This is a genomic window from Gordonia rubripertincta (genome assembly GCF_038024875.1).
GTDB lineage: Bacteria > Actinomycetota > Actinomycetes > Mycobacteriales > Mycobacteriaceae > Gordonia > Gordonia rubripertincta.
Window position 1 is genome coordinate 2,598,090 of record NZ_CP136136.1, and the last position, 20,303, is coordinate 2,618,392.

Genomic DNA, 20,303 nt, shown 5'->3' on the forward strand with positions numbered 1-20,303 from the left:
CGTCGGAGTAAATTCAGGCGAGTGTTGGAGAAACCGCTCGATTCGATTGATCTGCCGAACATGCGCGTCGGCTACGGCGGAGGTATTCCGCCCAACATCGGTGAGGGCGATCGTGCGGCGGGAGCAGACGGAATTCGCGAGAACCTCGACCCCAGCTGGCTCCGCGGCGACCCGCCGTGGCTCGACCTGTTCAGCGTCTGGCTGAAGGAAGCGCTCGACGCCCGGATCGCCGAGCCCAACGCGATGGTCCTCGGGACCGCCGACGCCGATGGACGGCCGTCGACCCGCACCGTGCTGTGTAAGGGTGTCGACGCCAACGGGGTGGTCTTCTTCACCGGTTACGAGTCCGACAAGGGCAGGCACCTGGCCGACAATCCCTACGCGTCGGTGACATTCCCGTGGATCGCGCTGGAACGTCAGGTCCATTTCCGCGGTCCCGTCGAGCACGTCAGCGCCGAGGAGACACAGGCCTACTGGGAGCTCCGACCGCGCGGCTCGCAGTTGTCGGCTGCCGCGTCGGATCAGTCCCGGCCGATCGGCAGTCGGCTCGAACTCGAGCAGAAGGCCGCCGATCTGGCCGACCGTTATGGCGGATTCGACGCCGGCGACGAAATCCCCGTCCCGTCGGATTGGGGTGGCTACCGCATCGATCCGGTGGAGGTCGAGTTCTGGCAGGGGCGGGCGAACCGTCTGCACAACCGGGTGCGGCTGATCCACGTCGACCACCGATGGCACATCGAGCGGCTGCAGCCCTGAGACGGAACCTCCGGTGATCGGAGGGAGTTCGTAGCGGTCCCAACGGACCGGACGGAGGTCACACCCGGGAGCCTCCTAGCATCGTGGAGATGTCACGGCTCCTCGCAGACACGACGCCCTGCGGAACCAGTACTTCCGGCGTCTGTGGGTCGCGAACATCGTCACCGTCATCGGGGCCCAGCTCACGATCATCGCGGTGCCCGCGCAGATCTACGAGATCACCGGCAGCTCCGCATACGTCGGTCTGACCGGTGTGTTCGGTCTCGTCCCGCTGGTCGTCTTCGGACTGTGGGGCGGCGCGCTCGCCGACGTCGTCGACCGGCGGACACTGCTGATCGTCAGCACGATCGGCCTCATCGTGTGCAGCGCGCTGTTCTGGGCACAGGCCGCGGCCGGTGGCGACAACGTGTGGGTCCTGCTGGTGCTCTTCGCCGTCCAGCAGGCGTTCTTCGCGATCAATCAGCCGACACGGACCGCGGTGCTGCCGCGCCTGATCGATGCCAAGGACCTGCCCGCGGCGTTGTCGCTGAACATGACGGTCATGCAGGCGGGTGCGATCGCCGGACCGCTCGTGGGTGGTGCGCTGATCCCGATCCTCGGTTACTCGTGGCTCTACTTCGCCGACACCCTGCTCCTGCTGCCGACGCTGATCGCGGTCGTGATGCTGCCGTCGCTGCGGCCGGAGAGCGACGCCGCGCCGAAGGTCGCCGGCCTGCGATCGGTGATCGAGGGCCTCCGCTACCTGACCGGCCACAAGATCCTGATGGCGTCGTTCCTCGTCGACCTCATCGCGATGATCTTCGGCATGCCCAGGGCGCTCTTCCCACAGATGGCTCACGAGAACTTCGGCGGGCCGGAGGGCGGCGGCATCGCCTTCGCCCTGCTGTTCACGGCGATCTCGGCGGGTGCCGTGGTCGGTGGCATCTTCTCGGGTTGGGTCACGCGCGTCGAACGGCAGGGTCTGGCCGTGATCGTGTGCATCATCATCTGGGGTCTGGCGATCACCGGCACGGGTATCGCGGTGTCCTTCGCCGACGGCGCGGCGATGCCGATGCTCGTCGTGGCGGTGGTCCTGCTGATGGTCGGCGGTGCCGCCGACATGGCCTCGGCCGCCTTCCGACAGACCATCCTGCTCGAGGCCGCCAACGACGAGGTGCGCGGACGCCTGCAGGGCGTCTTCATCGTGGTGGTCGCCGGCGGTCCGCGTATCGCCGACGTCGCGCACGGCACCGCCGCCGCATCGATCGGCGTGGCGGCGGCCACGGCCTTCGGTGGCGTCGCCGTGGTGATCGCGACGATCATCGCCGCCCTGCTGATCCCGGCCTTCGTCCAGTACCGAGCGGGTCAGCGCACCTGACCTGTTCGCCGCCTGGCCAGCGGTTTCGGCGTTTCGGTGTCACCATGGACGCCATGACCGCCGCCGCCGAGGGTTTCGGAGTGCCGATCATCGACATCTCGCCCTACATCCGCAACGGTGATCCCGCCGACCGGGCCGTCGTCGCGGCCAAGGTCGATGACGCCGCCAGTGCGGTGGGGTTCATGCAGATCGTCGGCCACGAGATCCCGCCGGCGGTCATCGAGGAATTCACCGCGGTCATGGACGATTTCTTCGCGCTTCCGCTCGAGGTGAAGAAGGCGTATCGGACGCCACCCGAGATCAATCGTGGCTATGCGCCACCGAAGTCGGAGTCGTTGTCGTTGTCGCTGGGCGTCGAGCAGGCGGGCCGGATGAACGATTTCTTCGAGGCGTTCAACGTCGGCGTCGAAGCGCGCGAATACCCCGACCTCGCCCTTCCCGAGGATCATTACGCCGCGAACGAGTGGCCGGCCGTCGACCATTTCGAGGCGGCGGTGTCGGCGTACTTCGTCGAGGCACGACGCGTCGCGCACACCCTGACCCGCATCTTCGCCGACGCCCTCGACCTCCCCGCCGACTTCTTCGAGGGTTTCACCGACCACTCGCTCGACGTGCTGCGCATGAACAACTACGCCCTCCCGCCCGGCGAGATCGATCTCGACGGGGAGTTGACGGGGATGGGGGAGCACACCGACTACGGCATCGTCACCGTCCTGTGGGCGGATCAGGTGAAGGGTCTGCAGGTCCTCGACCGTCAGGGGCAATGGCACGACGTCAGTCCCGAAGACGGTGCACTGCTGATCAATCTCGGTGACCTGATGGCCCGCTGGACCAACGAGCGGTGGATGTCGACGCTGCATCGGGTGAAACCGCCGATCGTCGACGGCGCGATCCAGCGTCGACGCTCCGCCGCGTACTTCCACGACGGCAACATCGATGCGATGATCGCGACCCTGCCGTCGTGTGTCGGTGCGGGAAGCCGGTATTCACCGATCACGGTGGGGGAGCACATCGGCGCGAAACTCGCCGGATCACGGGCCGGCCGGCCGAACCCCTATGCCCAGCGTGAGGCCGAACGGGTTCGCCACGCGATGCGTCGGAGCCCCGGACAGTAGACCACCCGACAGTGGACCGCCCGATGAGTCTCGCTCACTCGATCCGTTCTCGCTCACGCAGAAGAAGTGGGCGCCGACGGAGATCATGAGCGCGACCGGCCCGGCCGGCTGCCCGGGACCTCAGTCCGAGGTCAACACCGTCGGATATGTGGCGCGACGAGCGGCGGTCACCGGGCAGTAGTGCATCGGATTGTCGCGCTGATCCAGCGGCGGCAGGTTGCGCTTGGGTGTGTGCACGATCGGCGCGTCCTTTGCGACCCTGCCGTTGACGCGGTCCCAGGCGTCGCGTGGACGCGGATGACGCAGGAAGCGCTTCGGCAGCATCTTGTGCATGACGAGGTTGATGCCCTTGCCCAGCAGGCGGAATCGGCGCTCGTCCGCATCGGTCCATTCGAGGCCGAGGATCTCGCGGATCGGCTCGTCGTAGAAGCCGGTCGTCAGCCACATGAACATCTTCTGGTTCTGCGGGACGAGATACTTGTCCCAGATCGACTTCGGGATGAAGCTCAGGAACGGGGGCGGCGGCAACTGGGTGATGTCGAGGACCGTGCGTACCGACACGTGGTCACGAAGGACATTGCGGCACATGTAGTCCCAGTACTCGAGGAAATCCTCGTAGGTCTCCGGAACGGGACGCATCGAGACACCGTACTGGGCGTACCAGGCCTTGGACTCCTCGAACAGCTGACGCTTCTGATCCTCGGTGAGAAACGGGCCGAATCGCTCGCACAGACGGACGTTGCCGTACCAGAACGTCGCATGCGCCCAGTAGAAGACGTCGGGATCGAGTGCGTGGTAACGCGATCCGTCCTCCATCGTGCCCTTGACCGTCTTGTGGTAATCGCGCACCTCGAGGCCGGTCTCGGCGCCGGGGATGACGGAGTCGAAGACGACGCCGCTGATCGGGTAGAGCGACCGCATGAGGCGCTGCCAGCGTTCCCCGAAGAAGTCGGAGTGGTCCCAGACGGCCGCACCCAGCTTGGGGTGCATGTTCTGGATCGATCCGGCCCACAGGCCCTGGAACATGCCGGTCCAGGTGCCCCAGATCTGCCACGTCAGCGAATCCGGACCGAGTGGTTCGTACTCGTGGGCGGCCTTGACCCCGGAGGCGTTGAGTTCGTAACCCTCTTCCGAGAACTGAGCACCGGAGGACTGCCCGGCCGCGCATGGGGCCGCGGCGGGAGCGTTCTCTGCGGTGTGAACGGGACAGGTGTTCTGCGCGTCGTTCAGTACCTCGGTCATGAGACAGAACTCTAGGTTCGTCTCAGGTGGGTGTCAACCGGCCTAGTCGGGATTCTCGTGCGTGACCGCCTTGTATCCGCGCGCTCCGGCACGGTCGACGGCCGCACGGACCAGTCCGAAGACGAGTCCCTGCAGTGCAGCGGCAGCCAACACCTCGGTGTTGCTGCGGTCGAGGTCCTTCGGGTCGGGGGCTTCGTCGTCGTCGGAGATCCGCTTCCAGATCTGACCGAAGACGGCGCCGGCGGCGATTCCGCCGAGCACGCTTGTCGCGAGGGAAAGCGGTTTGTAGAACGTCTTGGACACGGCACTCATGTCGTACTCCTCGTGGATCGGGGTCAGCCGCGACGGCGTCTGACGATGATGACGGTGCCGATGGCCAGTACCGCGGCCACCGCGACGCCGATCAGCGCCGTCCGGTTCTCTTCGGCCTTCACCTTCGCGGTGTGGGCGGTCTCCGAAGCAGCCGTGTTCACGCGCGCCGGGACGTCGAGCTTGGCCGCCAGCGCGTCGACCGTCTCGGCGAGTTCCTCGCGCTGCTGTTCGATCGGCGGCGGGTCGCCGGCCGGATTCCGGTCGGGTTGCGTGTCACTCATCTACAGGTGCTCCTTCACGGTTGCTACGTCGCGCTGGACGCTCTCGACGGTGTGCTCGGGGGCGGGCGGAACAGCTGATTTCGCGCGCTTGGCGCCGATGGCCGCGGCCGCTCCGCCGATCACCAGCAACGCCACGCCGACGATCACCGCGGCCAGCCACGCGGGAACCGCGTTCGCCAAGCCCAGGACGGCGGCCGCGATCAACGTTCCGAGGCCGAAGAGCATCAGCAGGCTCCCCGCGCCGGAAATCCCCGCCCCGACTCCGATGCGGGTGCCCTTGCCCTTCATCTCCGCCACCGCATTCTGCAGCTCGGTCTTGACCAGGGTTGTCGTCTGACTCTGCAGGCGTTCGACCAGTTGCACGGTCGACAGGTCGTTCACAGACGGATCGCTCACGTTGGTACCTCCATTCGGGGACGTCCACCGCGTTCCCGGTGGTCCGCGGTCCCAAACGTGAGCCCGGACGGGAGCCCGGACCTCACCGCCTCCGGAAGCGAACCTCCCAGCCGGGGACCAGCTGAGCCGCGAGATCGACCGCGGCGTCGGTCAGAACGGCCACGACGGGATATCCGCCGGTGACGGGATGATCGGCGAGGAACAGCACCGGTCGTCCGCTCGGCGGTACCTGCACCGCCCCGTGTGCGACGCCCTCCGAACGCAGCTCGCCGGCGCCCTCCCGATGCGTCAGCAGGGGGTGCGCCGATCCTTCGGCGCGGTCGATGCGCACGCCGACGCGGTTGCTGTCGGCCCCGACGACCCACGTCCCCGCGCCCAGATCCGCCGGAGCGGCCAGCAAGTCGGCGCGGGGTCCCTCGTCCACCTCGAGCACGACGACCCGCGGATGCGCGGTGTTCGCCGGTGCCGCCGTGACGGGCGGCCACTCACGGGCGGCGACGCCCACCTTCACGGTCACATTCGCGGTCAGAGCCGGCGGCCCCAGCCCCGACAGGGTGTCGGTCGACCGAGACCCCAGGACCGGCTCGACGTCGAACCCGCCGCGGACCGCGAGATAGTTGCGCAGTCCCCACGCCGGTGGGTCGACGGCCAGTTCGTCGCCCTCGCGCAGTACGACGGCCGCGGCGAGTCCGACGGGAACTCCGTTGCGGCGCACCGCGGTGTCGGCTCCGGTCACCACGGCCAGCACATCGCCTTCCGCGCGGATACGCAGGCCGCCGAGAGTCGTCTCGATCGTGGCCGCCGATTCGTCGTTGCCCACAAGACGATTGGCCAAGGTCAGCGAGCCGCGATCCGCACCGCCGGACGCGGGTACGCCGAGATGCGCGTAGCCGGGACGCCCGAGATCCTGGAAGGTTGCGAGGGGGCCGGTCGCGAGCACGGTGATCGCGGTCATCCGCGGTTGCCCGTTCCGGCGTCGACGAACCGCACGATCCGCCCGGTCGCGAACAGTGCGGGCGGGTCGGCCGTCTCGTCCCACAGGCGAACATCGGTGCGGCCCAACAACTGCCACCCACCAGGGCTCGCCTTCGGGTAGACGGCGCTGTAACCGGCGGCGATCGCCACCGCACCTTCCGGAACCCGCGTACGTGCCTCGGCGCGCCGGGCCACCGCGTCGAACGGGTGTGGTGTCGGCTCGTCGGCGACCAGGTATCCGAACCCGGGGGCGAAGCCCATGAACTGCACCCGCCAGCGCGTGCTGCAGTGCAGGCCGATCACCTCGTCAGTCGAGATGTCCAGCGCCTCAGCGACATCCGCGAGGTCCTCGCCGTCGTAACGAACGGGGATCACGATCTCGTCGGCCGACCCGGCACCGCGATCGATGCCGGAGCGTCGACGCCGCAACGCCCGCCGCACGCCCAGTTCGTCGACGCCACGGCCCGGCCGTGCCTGCACCAGCAGCGTGTGCGCACTCGGCACCAGGTCGGTGACCTCCGGCAGCTCTCCCCGGTCCACCGCATCCCGCAGGGCAATCGTCGCGTCGAGCACTGCGGCCGACGGGGACTCGTCGGCCGAGAAGTCGAGCACGACCGCATCGGGGCCCGCCGGCAACTCACGCATGTACAGAATCTACCGCCGGGGGAATGGCAGACTGTGTCACACGGAGAAGAGGGGTCCCATGAGAGAGATCGTCGTCTGCGGCGAGGCGCTGGTCGACGTGGTGCAGGAGAAGCGGGCATCCGGCGCAGCGCTGGCGTCGTTGCAGCCGGCGCTGGGTGGCGGGCCCTTCAACGTCGCGATCACCTTGGGACGCTTGGGGAGTGCCGTGTCATTGCTGTCGGCGGTGTCGACCGACAACTACGGACAGGCGATCGTCGGCGCACTGCAGGGTGCCGGGGTGGGGACGGCGATGTTGCAGCGCCGCGACGAACCCACGTCCTTGGCCCTGGCCACGATCGGCGACGACGGTTCCGCACAGTATTCCTTCTACGTCGAGGGCACGGCGGATCGTACTGTCACCGACCCGGGTTCGCTGGCCCCGACCGTCGCAGCGGTGACCTTCGGAACCCTGTCGCTCGTGCTCGAACCGGGGGCGACCGTTTACGAGGACCTGATGCGGCGCTGCCACGCCGAACGCCGACTCGTCGTGCTGGACCCGAACATTCGCTCGGTCGTCATCCCCGATGCCGACGCCTACCGGAGCCGTTTCCGCAGTTGGATGTCGTCCGTTGACGTCGTGAAGCTGTCCGACGAGGACGCGGCATGGCTCGGCGAAGGCGCCCGCGGGAGTGCTGTGAAGGACTGGCTCGCCGACGGTGTCGCCGCGGTGATCACGACCGCGGGGGCGTCCGGGATCACCGTGACCACCGCGGAGGACGAGGTCGCCGTTCCGGCCCGGAACGTCGACGTCGTCGACACGATCGGGGCCGGCGACAGCGTCCTGGGAGGCATCGTGCACCAGCTCGACCGACTTGGCGCGTTGGCACCGGATTCCGTTCGCTCACTGACGGCCGATCAGTGGCGCGAGGTCGCCGAATTCGCAGCTCACGTCGCTGCGGTCACCGTCTCGAGGCCCGGCGCCGACCCTCCTTGGGCAGGCGAGCTGAGAAGCGACTAGTTTGTACCTGTGTGTCCTACCCGGACACTGTCAAAAACTCTGATCTGAATAAGGGGTTCGTGTGTCTGCTGAAACAGTCCCAGCCGACCAGGCGTCCGACACGGCCTCAGCGACCTTCACCTACCCCGGTGGACAGCTGGAGCTCCCGATCCTGAAGGCCACCGAGGGCACCGACTCGGTGGCACTCGGCAAGTTTCTTGCCGAGACAAATCTGACCACCTTCGACGGTGGTTTCGTGAACACCGCGTCGACCAAGTCGGCCATCACCTACATCGACGGCGACGCCGGCATCCTGCGGTACCGCGGTATCCCGATCGACCAGCTCGCGGAGAAGTCGACCTTCATCGAGGTGAGCTACCTGCTCATCTACGGCGAGCTCCCGACCCCGTCGCAGCTCGAGGATTTCACCACCAAGATCCAGCGGCACACCCTGCTGCACGAGGATCTCAAGCGCTTCTTCGACGGCTTCCCCCGCAACGCGCACCCGATGCCCGTGCTGTCGAGCGCGGTCAACGCCCTGTCGGCGTACTACCAGGATTCGCTCGATCCCAAGGACGACGAGCAGGTCGAGCTGTCGACGATCCGCCTCCTGGCGAAGCTGCCGACCATCGCCGCCTATGCCTACAAGAAGTCGGCCGGTCAGCCTTTCCTGTACCCGGACAACTCGCTGAGCCTCGTCGAGAACTTCCTGCGCATGACCTTCGGCTTCCCGGCCGAGCCCTACGAGGTCAACCCGGATGTCGCCAAGGCCCTCGACATGCTGTTCATCCTGCATGCCGATCACGAGCAGAACTGCTCGACCTCGACGGTCCGTCTGGTCGGCTCGTCGCAGGCGAACCTCTTCACCTCGATCTCCGGCGGCATCAACGCCCTCTGGGGCCCGCTGCACGGTGGCGCCAACCAGGCGGTGCTCGAGATGCTCGACGCCATTCGCGCCGAGGGTGGCGACACCAAGGACTTCATGAAGCGGGTGAAGAACAAGGAAGCCGGCGTCAAGCTGATGGGCTTCGGTCACCGCGTCTACAAGAACTACGATCCGCGCGCTGCGATCGTGAAGAAGACCGCCGACTCGATCCTCCAGACCCTCGGCGTCGAGGACGAGCTCCTCGACATCGCGAAGGGCCTCGAAGAGGTCGCCCTGTCCGACGACTACTTCATCGAGCGCAAGCTGTACCCGAACGTGGACTTCTACACGGGCGTCATCTACCGTGCGATGGGTTTCCCGACGCGGATGTTCACCGTGCTGTTCGCGCTGGGTCGCCTGCCGGGCTGGATCGCCCACTGGCGTGAGATGCACGAGGACCCGACCACCAAGATCGGCCGTCCGCGTCAGCTCTACACCGGTTACACCGAGCGTGACTACGTGCAGATGGGTGATCGCTGAGCGATCGCCCCGCCAGGTCGGGTCGCCGACCACCTGGGACTACGACTGACCGCCCGACTCAAAGGAGAGTCCTGTGACCAGCACTGAGAAGCCCGAAGTCGAGTTCCAGGCGGGTCCTCCGCCGGCCGACCTCACCATCACCGACCTCATCGTCGGCGACGGTGCCGAGGCCGTCCGCGGGGGCGTCGTCGACGTCCATTACGTGGGTGTCGACTACGAGACCGGCGAAGAGTTCGACTCCTCGTGGGATCGCGGCCAGTCGGCCAACTTCCCGCTGGACCGGCTGATCCCGGGCTGGCAGGAAGGCATCCCCGGCATGAAGGTCGGCGGCCGTCGCCAGCTGACCGTCCCGCCGGAGCTGGCCTACGGACCGGCGGGCGCGGGACACCGCCTCTCGGGACGGACCCTCGTGTTCGTCATCGATCTGCTCGGAGTGGGCTGACGTCCACCAACCTGGTGTGGCTCAGACGTGACCTGCGTCTGAGCGACCTGCCAGCACTAGCTACAGCCAGAGGGGCCGACGATTCGTCGGTCCTTCTGTGCTTTGTGGTGGATCCTCGGCTCGAGAAGTCATCGGGGGAGCGGCGACTCGCTTTCCTCTTCGATTCGCTCCGCGACGTAGACGCCAAGCTCGACGGGAAGTTGCTCGTCGTGCGGGGCCGCCCCGACGAGGAGATCCCGCGGCTCGCGAAGGCCGTGAACGCCGAGGCCGTCCACATCTCCGGGGACTTCACCCCGTTCGGCCGACACCGTGACGAGGCCGTCGCCGAGGCGCTCGGCGACATCCCGTTGGAGGCCACCGGCTCGCCGTACCTGGTGTCACCCGGTCGGATCGCCAAGGACGACGGCGAACCGTACAAGGTGTTCACCCCGTACTTCCGCCGGTGGCGTGAACACGGGTGGCGTAAGCCGGCCGATTCATCGATCCCGGGTTCTGCAGTCCTCGACCCGTCAGGCGTGAAGAAGTCCGGCCGGATCAAGATCCCGACGGCGCCGACGACCCTGTCTTTCCCCGCCGGTGAGGACGCCGCACTGGCCCGGTGGGCCGAATTCGTCGACGGCGATCTCGCCGACTACGACACCGGCCGCAACGACCCGGCCGCCGACGTCACCAGCCGGATGTCGGCCTACCTGAAGTACGGCAACATCCACCCGCGCACGCTCGCCGCCGATCTCGGCAAAGGCGATGGGCCGCAGGCATATCTACGTGAACTCGCCTTCCGCGACTTCTACGCCGATGTTCTCTTCCACTGGCCACACAGCTTGTGGCACAACTGGAATCGGCAGTTCGACGACATCGAACTGGACACCGACGACGCGGCCTACGAGCGATTCGAGGCGTGGAAGTCCGGCCGCACCGGGTTCCCACTCGTCGACGCCGGGATGCGGCAGCTCGCCGAGACGGGTTGGATGCACAACCGGGTCCGCATGGTCACCGCGTCGTTTCTGGTGAAGGACCTCCACCTGCCGTGGTGGTGGGGTGCGGAGTGGTTCCTCGACCAACTCGTCGACGGCGACATGGCGTCGAACAACCATGGGTGGCAGTGGGCGGCCGGCACCGGAACCGATGCGGCGCCGTACTTCCGGGTGTTCAACCCGGAAGCGCAGGCCAAGAAGTTCGATCCCAAGGGGGAGTACGTCCGACGCTGGGTAGGCGACGTCGACGCCGACGACTACCCGGAACCCATCGTGGACCACAAAGCCGAACGCGAGGAAGCGCTTCGACGGTTCGGTGCGATCTAGCCCCGCAGAAAGCCTCTGACCAGCCGATTTGTGTTGAGGGTAAAGTCTGCGTAACTTATGTCGAGTCAGCGCGCCACGGCGCCGCCCCGGCCGGCCTGAGAGGGTCTGGGGATGGGGAGTGGAGATCGGGTTTGTTGCTGACCGCCCCTGAATTTGTGGTTCGAGTCCTTGTGTCTTGGATGCGGTTTGGGGTGGCTGGGTCTCTGTTGTGGGTCGCGAACTTCGGGTTTGCGGGTCGTGGTGGGGGTCTGGTAGGCTGGAAGAGTTGCCCCGGAGACGGGTGTGACGCGGATAGTCTGAACCTGGTCTGCTGGTGAGAGCCCTTGTGGGGGTGTGTAGCTGGTGGGTGTGTGTTCTTTGAGAACTCGATAGTGTGATGATGAATTGTCTGATGCCATTTTGTGGCATCGAGCATCTTTATTGATGTGGATGTTTGTTTTTTTGTGTGGCGCTCGGCCCCGTCTGGGGTGTCACATTTGCTAGTTTTGGATTGGTCAGGTTTGCTTTCCTGATTGTGTTGAAACGCTGGCGCTTGTGGGTGCTGGTTTTTGTTTCACTATTTTTTCATGGAGAGTTTGATCCTGGCTCAGGACGAACGCTGGCGGCGTGCTTAACACATGCAAGTCGAACGGAAAGGCCCAGCTTGCTGGGTACTCGAGTGGCGAACGGGTGAGTAACACGTGGGTGATCTGCCCTGGACTCTGGGATAAGCCTGGGAAACTGGGTCTAATACCGGATATGACCTTACATCGCATGGTGTTTGGTGGAAAGCTTTTGCGGTTCAGGATGGGCCCGCGGCCTATCAGCTTGTTGGTGGGGTAATGGCCTACCAAGGCGACGACGGGTAGCCGACCTGAGAGGGTGATCGGCCACACTGGGACTGAGACACGGCCCAGACTCCTACGGGAGGCAGCAGTGGGGAATATTGCACAATGGGCGCAAGCCTGATGCAGCGACGCCGCGTGAGGGATGACGGCCTTCGGGTTGTAAACCTCTTTCACCAGGGACGAAGCGTGAGTGACGGTACCTGGAGAAGAAGCACCGGCCAACTACGTGCCAGCAGCCGCGGTAATACGTAGGGTGCGAGCGTTGTCCGGAATTACTGGGCGTAAAGAGCTCGTAGGCGGTTTGTCGCGTCGTCTGTGAAATTCTGCAACTCAATTGTAGGCGTGCAGGCGATACGGGCAGACTTGAGTACTACAGGGGAGACTGGAATTCCTGGTGTAGCGGTGAAATGCGCAGATATCAGGAGGAACACCGGTGGCGAAGGCGGGTCTCTGGGTAGTAACTGACGCTGAGGAGCGAAAGCGTGGGTAGCGAACAGGATTAGATACCCTGGTAGTCCACGCCGTAAACGGTGGGTACTAGGTGTGGGGCTCATTTCACGAGTTCCGTGCCGTAGCTAACGCATTAAGTACCCCGCCTGGGGAGTACGGCCGCAAGGCTAAAACTCAAAGGAATTGACGGGGGCCCGCACAAGCGGCGGAGCATGTGGATTAATTCGATGCAACGCGAAGAACCTTACCTGGGTTTGACATACACCAGACGCATGTAGAGATACATGTTCCCTTGTGGTTGGTGTACAGGTGGTGCATGGCTGTCGTCAGCTCGTGTCGTGAGATGTTGGGTTAAGTCCCGCAACGAGCGCAACCCTTGTCCTGTATTGCCAGCGGGTTATGCCGGGGACTTGCAGGAGACTGCCGGGGTCAACTCGGAGGAAGGTGGGGATGACGTCAAGTCATCATGCCCCTTATGTCCAGGGCTTCACACATGCTACAATGGCTGGTACAGAGGGCTGCGATACCGTGAGGTGGAGCGAATCCCTTAAAGCCAGTCTCAGTTCGGATTGGGGTCTGCAACTCGACCCCATGAAGTCGGAGTCGCTAGTAATCGCAGATCAGCAACGCTGCGGTGAATACGTTCCCGGGCCTTGTACACACCGCCCGTCACGTCATGAAAGTCGGTAACACCCGAAGCCGGTGGCCTAACCCTTGTGGAGGGAGCTGTCGAAGGTGGGATCGGCGATTGGGACGAAGTCGTAACAAGGTAGCCGTACCGGAAGGTGCGGCTGGATCACCTCCTTTCTAAGGAGCACACAACATCACCCATTTCTGCCGGCGTATGTCCGTGCGGTGGGTGTGTGTTCGAGGGTGAAACATCAGACAAACCCGCATGATCGCGATGTCAGATGATGTCGAGGTCGGGTTACCGTTTGGCTGTGAGGCCGGCGGGTTCACGTCACACTATCGGGGTTCTGAGAGAACACGCGGCATGCCTTCGGGTGTGTGTGTTTGCTCTGACCTAGCTGTGTGGTTGGCGGTGTTGTTGAGGTGTCCTGTGATGGGGTGCGGAGATGCCAACGATCTCATGGTGTGTGTTGTTTGAGAAGTGCATAGTGGATGCGAGCATCTTTATTTCAAATCAATTGCTTCGACCCTTTGGGGTGGGAGTGCTTGGTCTGTGATTTAGCAGAAAATTGTTTTGTGATGTCTACATTCGATCCCCGCTGGAAGCGCAGCTTTTTGGGTTGTGTGGGGTGGGGGTGGTTTGTAGGTGTTGTTGTAAGTGTGTAAGGGCGTTCGGTGGATGCCTTGGTACCAGGAGCCGATGAAGGACGTGGTAGGCCGCGATAGTCCTCGGGGAGTTGTCAAACGAGCTGTGATCCGAGGGTGTCCGAATGGGGAAACCCAGCACGAGTGATGTCGTGTTACCCACCTCTGAATGTATAGGGGGTGTGGAGGGAACGTGGGGAAGTGAAACATCTCAGTACCCATAGGAAGAGAAAACAAAAGTGATTCCGTGAGTAGTGGCGAGCGAAAGCGGATGAGGCTAAACCATGCGCATGTGATACCGGGTAGGGGTTGTGTGTGTGGTGTTGTGGGGTTCATCTTCTTCCATCTACCTGTGGAAGCGTGAGTGAGAAAATCGTGTGTTAGGTGAAGTGGCCTGGAATGGTCTGCCGTAGACGGTGAGAGTCCGGTAGCTGAAAACACATGGTCTTGCGTGATGGGTGCCCAAGTAGCAGCGGGCTCGTGGAATCTGCTGTGAATCTGCCGGGACCACCCGGTAAGCCTGAATACTTCCTGGTGACCGATAGCGGACAAGTACCGTGAGGGAAAGGTGAAAAGTACCCCGGGAGGGGAGTGAAATAGTACCTGAAACCGGACGCTTACAATCCGTCAGAGCCTGCGCCTTCGGGGTGGGTGATGGCGTGCCTTTTGAAGAATGAGCCTGCGAGTTAGTGCTCGGTGGCGAGGTTAACCCGTGTGGGGTAGCCGTAGCGAAAGCGAGTCTGAATAGGGCGAAAGAGTCGCCGGGTCTAGACCCGAAGCGGAGTGATCTACCCATGGCCAGGGTGAAGCGACGGTAAGACGTCGTGGAGGCCCGAACCCACTTCAGTTGAAAATGGAGGGGATGAGCTGTGGGTAGGGGTGAAAGGCCAATCAAACTCCGTGATAGCTGGTTCTCCCCGAAATGCATTTAGGTGCAGCGTCACATGTTTCTTACCGGAGGTAGAGCTACTGGATGGCCGATGGGCCCCACAGGGTTACTGACGTCAGCCAAACTCCGAATGCCGGTAAGTGAGAGTGTGGCAGTGAGACTGCGGGCGATAAGGTTCGTAGTCGAGAGGGAAACAGCCCAGATCGCCGGCTAAGGCCCCTAAGCGTGTACTAAGTGGAAAAGGATGTGGGGTCGCGAAGACAACCAGGAGGTTGGCTTAGAAGCAGCCACCCTTGAAAGAGTGCGTAATAGCTCACTGGTCAAGTGATCCTGCGCCGACAATGTAGCGGGGCTCAAGTACACCGCCGAAGCCGCGGCACTCACACGTTAGCCCGTTGACGTTCTACGGAGTGTCAACCAGGTGTGTGGGTGGGTAGGGGAGCGTCCTGCATCCGTGGAAGCCACAGAGTGATCTAGTGGTGGAGGGTGTGGGAGTGAGAATGCAGGCATGAGTAGCGAAAGAAGAGTGAGAAACTCTTCCGCCGAATGACCAAGGGTTCCTGGGCCAGGCTAATCCGCCCAGGGTGAGTCGGGACCTAAGGCGAGGCCGACAGGCGTAGTCGATGGACAACGGGTTGATATTCCCGTACCCGTGTATCCGCGCCCATGCTGAATCAGTTGTACTAACCATCCAGATCCCCCAGGAGCACCTTCGGGTGCCGGGTGGGGTGATGCATGGGACCTTGGCTGGTAGTAGGCAAGCGATGGGGTGACGCAGGAAGGTAGTGGGGCCAGTCAGTGGTTGTACTGGTGTAAGCCTGTAGGGCGTGTTCTAGGCAAATCCGGAACACACATGCAGCCTGAGAGGTGATGCGTAGCCGTTGCGGTGAATTCCATGATCCTATGCTGCCGAGAAAAGCCTCTAGTGAGTTGGTACACGGCCCGTACCCCAAACCAACACAGGTGGTCAGGTAGAGAATACTAAGGCGATCGAGAGAACTGTGGTTAAGGAACTCGGCAAAATGCCCCCGTAACTTCGGGAGAAGGGGGACCCATCCTGGTGACGGGATTTACTCCTTGAGCTGGTGTGGGTCGCAGAGACCAGAGAGAAGCGACTGTTTACTAAAAACACAGGTCCGTGCGAAGTCGTAAGACGATGTATACGGACTGACGCCTGCCCGGTGCTGGAAGGTTAAGAGGACCGGTTAATCACTTCGGTGGTGAAGCTGAGAATTTAAGCCCCAGTAAACGGCGGTGGTAACTATAACCATCCTAAGGTAGCGAAATTCCTTGTCGGGTAAGTTCCGACCTGCACGAATGGCGTAACGACTTCTCTGCTGTCTCAACCACAGACTCGGCGAAATTGCAGTACGAGTAAAGATGCTCGTTACGCGCGGCAGGACGAAAAGACCCCGGGACCTTCACTATAGCTTGGTATTGGTGTTCGGTTCGGTTTGTGTAGGATAGGTGGGAGACTGTGAAGTGGGCACGCCAGTGTTCATGGAGTCGTTGTTGAAATACCACTCTGATCGTATTGGACTTCTAACCTCGGACCCTGATCGGGTTCAGGGACAGTGCCTGGTGGGTAGTTTAACTGGGGCGGTTGCCTCCCAAAAAGTAACGGAGGCGCCCAAAGGTTCCCTCAGCCTGGTTGGCAATCAGGTGTTGAGTGTAAGTGCACAAGGGAGCTTGACTGTGAGACGTACATGTCGAGCAGGGACGAAAGTCGGGACTAGTGATCCGGCACCGGCAAGTGGAAGCGGTGTCGCTCAACGGATAAAAGGTACCCCGGGGATAACAGGCTGATCTTCCCCAAGAGTCCATATCGACGGGATGGTTTGGCACCTCGATGTCGGCTCGTCGCATCCTGGGGCTGGAGTAGGTCCCAAGGGTTGGGCTGTTCGCCCATTAAAGCGGCACGCGAGCTGGGTTTAGAACGTCGTGAGACAGTTCGGTCTCTATCCGCCGCGCGCGTAAGAAACTTGAGGAAACCTGTCCCTAGTACGAGAGGACCGGGACGGACGAACCTCTGGTGTGCCAGTTGTCCCGCCAGGGGCACCGCTGGTTAGCTACGTTCGGAAGGGATAACCGCTGAAAGCATCTAAGCGGGAAGCCTGTTCCAAGATGAGGTTTCTCACCCCCTTGCGGGGTTAAGGCCCCCTACAGACCATGGGGTTGATAGGCCAGAACTGTACGCACAGCAATGTGTTCAGGTGACTGGTACTAATCGGCCGAGGACTTACCAACAACACCCACAACATCACCAAAACAAGTCTTTTTGGTGTGTTCGCATCCACTATGCATCTTCTGAGACAACACACAAACAAACAAATGACCGGTTTGTGGTTGTTTCATAGAGTTACGGCGGCCATAGCGGAGGGGAAACGCCCGGCCCCATTCCGAACCCGGAAGCTAAGCCCTCCAGCGCCAATGGTACTGCACCTTAATCAGTGTGGGAGAGTAGGACACCGCCGAACACAACATCCCATTGTGGCCCTACACGACATCATTCGTGTAGGGCCACAATGCATTTCCACCCACACATGAGAATGCCCCACGACCATCCGGTCGCGGGGCATTCGCCGTCTCTGTCAGCGAGCGAGCTTGAGCACCTCACCCCAACTGAGGCGGGAACCGGTACGAAGGATCGAGCGCTGGTAGATCCGTGCCGCGACCCAGGTGGCGAGTGCGCACGCAGCCGCCATGAACAAGAACGTGAGCACGATCTGGAGAGTGTTGGTATCGCCGCTGGCGATCCGCATCGGCATCAGTGCTGCGCTGAACGGGGGAATCCAACTGAGGGTCTTGATCAGTGTCGAATCGAGCGATTGCACACCGAAGATGCCGGCGTACATCACGGCCATGGCGAGAACCGTCAACGGGAAGGATGCCGAGCTCAGCTCTTCCTGGCGGGAGACGATCGCGCCGGTCGCGGCGTAGAGGGACGCGAAGAACAGGAACCCGAGCACGAACCAGGCGATGACGGCCGCGAACATGCCGACGGCAGCGCCGGGCAGCGTGAGGATTCCGGTGGCAGTTCCGGCGATGAGTGCCGTTGCACCGAGCAACACGACCTGTGTGAGGGCCACCGCACCGATACCGATGATCTTGCCCCACAGCAGGTGCAGCGGCTTGATCGTCGCCAGCAGCAGCTCGACGACCCGCGAGGTCTTCTCCTCGACGACGCCGACGGCCACCATCGTGCCGCCCATCATGATCGCCGTGATCAGCAGGATGACGCCGACCAGGGCGATCACCAGACGTTCTCCCTCATCTGGCCGCGCGGGGTCGAGCTGCGTCACGGAGATGTCCACCGCGGGAAGCGACGCCGCGTCTACTCCGCGAGCCGCGAGTGCGTCGGTGAGCCCTGCCTGCGAGACCGCGGTCCGGATGGGGCCTTCGACCGCCGGGTCGGCGCCGTCCTTGCTCAGGATCACGTAGGACCCGGCGGTCTTACCCGGCACGAGTGCCGCCGCGACATCACCGTCGGCGACCTTGGTGCGGGCCTGCTCGACGGTGTCCACGGGTTCGGTGGCGATGGAGGTGCCGGCCGAGTCGCCGACCGCGACGATCGACTCGGTGATCGCTGCCGGTTGTCCGACGACGGCGACCTTCTCGACGTCCTCGCCGCCGGCGAACAGGTTGATGAGTATCGCGCCGACGACGATCACGACCATCAGCACGGCCGTGCTGACGACGAACGACCTCGTCTTGGCCCGGGTGGTGATCTCACGTTCGGCGACGAGCCGGATGGCCTGAGCGGCCGAGGCCCTGGAGGAGGGGCGCGGTGTCGTGGTGGGGATGTCATGCAGTGCGGTCATGCCGAAACGACCTCTCGGAACATGTCGGTGAGGGACGGGGTGGACGTCGTGAAGCGGTGGACCGGACCGTGGTCTAGTGCCGCCGCCAGGATCTGCTGGTCGTCGACCACGTCCGGGTCGACGAGAAGCCGGGTGGTCTCTCCGTAGGCGGCCTCCCGGACGCCGGGAATGGCGTCGGCCCACGCGACATCGGCGCGTGGGCCGGTGACCTCGAGGGTGATGCCGTCGTGGGAACGCAGCGCGTCGACGGTGCCCAGGGCACGCATCTCGCCGCGTACGACGATGCCGACGCGGTCGCACAGTCGTTGCACGAGATCGAGCTGGTGTGAGGAGAAGATGACCGGGATACCCTCGGCGGCCTTCTCTTTGAGTACGTCGCTCATGACATCGACCGCGACCGGGTCGAGCCCGGAGAACGGCTCGTCGAGCACCAGGACGTCGGGGTCATGGACGAGAGCGGCGGCGAGCTGGACGCGCTGCTGGTTGCCGAGGCTGAGGTCGGCCACGTTGTCGTCGTAACGGGTGCCGACGCCGAGGCGATCGGTCCAGCGTCGTACCGACTCCTCGGCCTCGGCAGTGTTCATGCCGTGGAGTTTCGCGAGGAAGGTGAGTTGCTCGCCGACCTTCATCTTCGGGTACAGGCCGCGTTCTTCGGGCATGTAACCGATGTGACGACGGAGGTCGAGATCGATGGGACGATCGCCGAGGCGGACCTCGCCGGCGTCGGCGGAGAGGACTCCCAGGATGATGCGCATGGTGGTCGACTTGCCGGCGCCGTTGCTGCCCACGAAACCGAAGATCTCGCCGGGTTCGACGTGAAAGGTCATGTCGCGCAGTGCGACCAGGTCCCCGTAGCGCTTGTGCAGGCCGTCGACGATGAGTGGTGCGTTCATGAGTCGATTTCCTTTCCGCCGATGGCGGTGTCGGAGGGTGTCTGTCGGGGTTCGACCAGGTCTTCCGGGTCGGGATCGGCCATCCACCAGGCGATCAGCATGTTGGGCACGCAGATCGCGGTGAGGACCAGGGAGATCAGGAGGATGGCGCTTCCGTAAACCCATTGGCCGGGGACCTCGTCGCGCATGCTGATACCGACGAGGACGAAGTACGGGATGAACATCACCGCGTAGAGCACGAAGAAGCCGAAGGACCGCGCCGAATTGCGTTGGGCCAGCTGGATCTCGTCGAGTGCGGACACCGGCGCGTCGGCGATGGAACCGGTCACGATCCGCAGTGCGGTCTGGATGGTGATGACCGACACCAGGCCGATGCCGAACGGCAGCAGGAACCACCCCGTCGAGCGGAAGGCCAGGTAGGAGCTGGCGACGATGAAGACCAATGCGCACAGCAGCGCGATCACCAGCCGCCGGTAGGCGCGCTGGTTCCGCCAGGTGGTCAGGCGGTGGGCGTGTTTGGCGTTGAACTCCTCGTGCCGACGCCCCCGCCAGTTCTCGTAACGGCGCCAGATCTCGGGTTTCGCCGCCTCGGGGAACGCCGAGTTCGGGTCGTTCATCGATCACCTCCGGTGTCGTTGGTGGGTGAGTTGGCCGAGGTCGGACGCGTATCGCGCCGGTAGAGCTCGGCCGACATGGCACCGAACGGGGTTCGGCTGAACACGGCTTCGACAGGAAGGTCGAAGACATCGCAGATGCGGAACGCCAGGTCGAGGCTGGGGTAGTTGTCGCCCCGTTCGAGAGCACCGACGGACTGCACGTTGATGCCGACGAGTGTCGCGAGCTCGGCCCGCGACATCTGCCGTTCCGCACGCAGGACGCCGATGCGGTTGTAGATGGGAAGCTTTTCCCCACGGCGTATTGGACTCACCACACCAAGTGTTGGGA

General features: G+C 63.5%; 16 protein-coding genes, 3 rRNA genes and 1 pseudogene. 10 read left to right on the plus strand and 10 right to left on the minus strand.

Going from position 1 to position 20,303, the window contains the following annotated elements; all coding sequences use genetic code 11:
• Nucleotides 1-60: 60 nt before the first annotated feature.
• The 3 genes and pseudogenes from pdxH (at nt 61) to RVF83_RS11810 (ending at nt 3,228) form a co-directional block, all read left to right on the plus strand.
• Nucleotides 61-756 (plus strand): pyridoxamine 5'-phosphate oxidase, encoded by a 696-nt coding sequence (gene pdxH / locus RVF83_RS11800; protein ID WP_210735689.1) that lies wholly within the window; start codon nt 61-63, stop codon nt 754-756.
• A gap of 89 nt (nt 757-845) precedes the next feature.
• Nucleotides 846-2,113: pseudogene (locus tag RVF83_RS11805) on the plus strand (MFS transporter).
• Between the two features lie 44 nt (nt 2,114-2,157).
• Nucleotides 2,158-3,228, plus strand: a complete 1,071-nt coding sequence (locus RVF83_RS11810; protein WP_005198216.1) for an isopenicillin N synthase family dioxygenase — start codon at nt 2,158-2,160, stop codon at nt 3,226-3,228.
• A 120-nt stretch (nt 3,229-3,348) separates the two neighbouring features.
• On the opposite strand, the gene RVF83_RS11815 is transcribed toward RVF83_RS11810, so the two are convergent.
• The 6 genes from RVF83_RS11815 to RVF83_RS11840 all read right to left on the minus strand — a co-directional run bounded on the left by RVF83_RS11815 (nt 3,349) and on the right by RVF83_RS11840 (nt 7,079).
• A complete protein-coding gene (locus RVF83_RS11815) occupies nt 3,349-4,470 on the minus strand; it encodes an oxygenase MpaB family protein (protein ID WP_005198215.1) in 1,122 nt (373 codons plus the stop codon).
• Between the two features lie 42 nt (nt 4,471-4,512).
• A complete protein-coding gene (locus tag RVF83_RS11820; RefSeq protein ID WP_005198213.1) occupies nt 4,513-4,782 on the minus strand; it encodes a DUF4235 domain-containing protein in 270 nt (89 codons plus the stop codon).
• A gap of 23 nt (nt 4,783-4,805) precedes the next feature.
• Nucleotides 4,806-5,063: a DUF3618 domain-containing protein gene (locus RVF83_RS11825; RefSeq protein WP_005198212.1), complete on the minus strand. Its 258-nt coding sequence runs from the start codon at nt 5,061-5,063 to the stop codon at nt 4,806-4,808.
• Nucleotides 5,064-5,459, minus strand: a complete 396-nt coding sequence (locus RVF83_RS11830; RefSeq protein WP_005198210.1) for a phage holin family protein — start codon at nt 5,457-5,459, stop codon at nt 5,064-5,066.
• Between the two features lie 82 nt (nt 5,460-5,541).
• Nucleotides 5,542-6,414 (minus strand): biotin-dependent carboxyltransferase family protein, encoded by an 873-nt coding sequence (locus RVF83_RS11835; protein WP_005198209.1) that lies wholly within the window; start codon nt 6,412-6,414, stop codon nt 5,542-5,544.
• Nucleotides 6,411-7,079 (minus strand): 5-oxoprolinase subunit B family protein, encoded by a 669-nt coding sequence (locus RVF83_RS11840; RefSeq protein WP_005198208.1) that lies wholly within the window; start codon nt 7,077-7,079, stop codon nt 6,411-6,413. The genes RVF83_RS11835 and RVF83_RS11840 overlap by 4 nt, the downstream gene beginning before the upstream one ends.
• 58 nt (nt 7,080-7,137) lie before the next feature.
• On the opposite strand from RVF83_RS11840, the gene RVF83_RS11845 reads away from it, so the two are divergent.
• The 7 genes from RVF83_RS11845 (at nt 7,138) to rrf (ending at nt 17,121) form a co-directional block, all read left to right on the plus strand.
• Nucleotides 7,138-8,076, plus strand: coding sequence for a carbohydrate kinase family protein (locus RVF83_RS11845; RefSeq protein ID WP_005198207.1), 939 nt, complete (start codon nt 7,138-7,140; stop codon nt 8,074-8,076).
• 61 nt (nt 8,077-8,137) lie between these two features.
• Nucleotides 8,138-9,460, plus strand: a complete 1,323-nt coding sequence (locus RVF83_RS11850) for a citrate synthase (RefSeq protein WP_005198206.1) — start codon at nt 8,138-8,140, stop codon at nt 9,458-9,460.
• Nucleotides 9,461-9,533: 73 nt separating this feature from the next.
• The gene (locus RVF83_RS11855; RefSeq protein ID WP_005198205.1) at nt 9,534-9,902 is read left to right on the plus strand and encodes an FKBP-type peptidyl-prolyl cis-trans isomerase; all 369 of its coding nucleotides are present in this window, start codon (nt 9,534-9,536) and stop codon (nt 9,900-9,902) included.
• A 14-nt stretch (nt 9,903-9,916) separates the two neighbouring features.
• On the plus strand, nt 9,917-11,203 hold the full coding sequence (locus tag RVF83_RS11860) for a cryptochrome/photolyase family protein (RefSeq protein ID WP_168432646.1): 1,287 nt from the start codon (nt 9,917-9,919) through the stop codon (nt 11,201-11,203).
• A 563-nt stretch (nt 11,204-11,766) separates the two neighbouring features.
• A 16S ribosomal RNA gene (locus RVF83_RS11865) occupies nt 11,767-13,287 on the plus strand.
• 475 nt (nt 13,288-13,762) lie between these two features.
• Nucleotides 13,763-16,891 (plus strand): 23S ribosomal RNA (locus RVF83_RS11870).
• 113 nt (nt 16,892-17,004) lie between these two features.
• Nucleotides 17,005-17,121, plus strand: a 5S ribosomal RNA gene (gene rrf / locus RVF83_RS11875).
• The 16S, 23S and 5S rRNA genes sit together here, the layout of an rRNA operon.
• Nucleotides 17,122-17,235: 114 nt before the next feature.
• On the opposite strand, the gene RVF83_RS11880 is transcribed toward rrf, so the two are convergent.
• Genes RVF83_RS11880 through RVF83_RS11895 form a run of 4 tightly spaced genes read right to left on the minus strand, consistent with a single transcriptional unit; the run spans nt 17,236 to nt 20,286 of the window.
• Entirely contained in the window at nt 17,236-18,465 is a 1,230-nt protein-coding gene (locus RVF83_RS11880) for an ABC transporter permease (protein ID WP_005200936.1), read from the minus strand.
• Nucleotides 18,462-19,358: an ABC transporter ATP-binding protein gene (locus tag RVF83_RS11885; RefSeq protein WP_005200935.1), complete on the minus strand. Its 897-nt coding sequence runs from the start codon at nt 19,356-19,358 to the stop codon at nt 18,462-18,464. Before RVF83_RS11885 ends, RVF83_RS11880 begins: the two co-directional genes overlap by 4 nt.
• Nucleotides 19,355-19,975 (minus strand): hypothetical protein, encoded by a 621-nt coding sequence (locus RVF83_RS11890; RefSeq protein WP_005200934.1) that lies wholly within the window; start codon nt 19,973-19,975, stop codon nt 19,355-19,357. The genes RVF83_RS11885 and RVF83_RS11890 overlap by 4 nt, the downstream gene beginning before the upstream one ends.
• Entirely contained in the window at nt 19,972-20,286 is a 315-nt protein-coding gene (locus tag RVF83_RS11895) for a helix-turn-helix transcriptional regulator (RefSeq protein WP_039881202.1), read from the minus strand. Before RVF83_RS11895 ends, RVF83_RS11890 begins: the two co-directional genes overlap by 4 nt.
• Between the last annotated feature and the right edge of the window lie 17 nt (nt 20,287-20,303).

Excerpts from the sequence above, each read along its gene's own strand:
- pdxH (WP_210735689.1), top strand. The coding sequence starts at position 61 with ATGCGCGTCGGCTACGGCGGAGGTATTCCGCCCAACATCGGTGAGGGC.
- RVF83_RS11810 (WP_005198216.1), top strand. The coding sequence starts at position 2,158 with ATGGACGCCATGACCGCCGCCGCCGAGGGTTTCGGAGTGCCGATCATC.
- RVF83_RS11815 (WP_005198215.1), bottom strand. The coding sequence starts at position 4,470 with ATGACCGAGGTACTGAACGACGCGCAGAACACCTGTCCCGTTCACACC.
- RVF83_RS11820 (WP_005198213.1), bottom strand. The coding sequence starts at position 4,782 with ATGAGTGCCGTGTCCAAGACGTTCTACAAACCGCTTTCCCTCGCGACA.
- RVF83_RS11825 (WP_005198212.1), bottom strand. The coding sequence starts at position 5,063 with ATGAGTGACACGCAACCCGACCGGAATCCGGCCGGCGACCCGCCGCCG.
- RVF83_RS11835 (WP_005198209.1), bottom strand. The coding sequence starts at position 6,414 with ATGACCGCGATCACCGTGCTCGCGACCGGCCCCCTCGCAACCTTCCAG.
- RVF83_RS11840 (WP_005198208.1), bottom strand. The coding sequence starts at position 7,079 with ATGCGTGAGTTGCCGGCGGGCCCCGATGCGGTCGTGCTCGACTTCTCG.
- RVF83_RS11845 (WP_005198207.1), top strand. The coding sequence starts at position 7,138 with ATGAGAGAGATCGTCGTCTGCGGCGAGGCGCTGGTCGACGTGGTGCAG.
- RVF83_RS11880 (WP_005200936.1), bottom strand. The coding sequence starts at position 18,465 with ATGACCGCACTGCATGACATCCCCACCACGACACCGCGCCCCTCCTCC.
- RVF83_RS11885 (WP_005200935.1), bottom strand. The coding sequence starts at position 19,358 with ATGAACGCACCACTCATCGTCGACGGCCTGCACAAGCGCTACGGGGAC.
- RVF83_RS11890 (WP_005200934.1), bottom strand. The coding sequence starts at position 19,975 with ATGAACGACCCGAACTCGGCGTTCCCCGAGGCGGCGAAACCCGAGATC.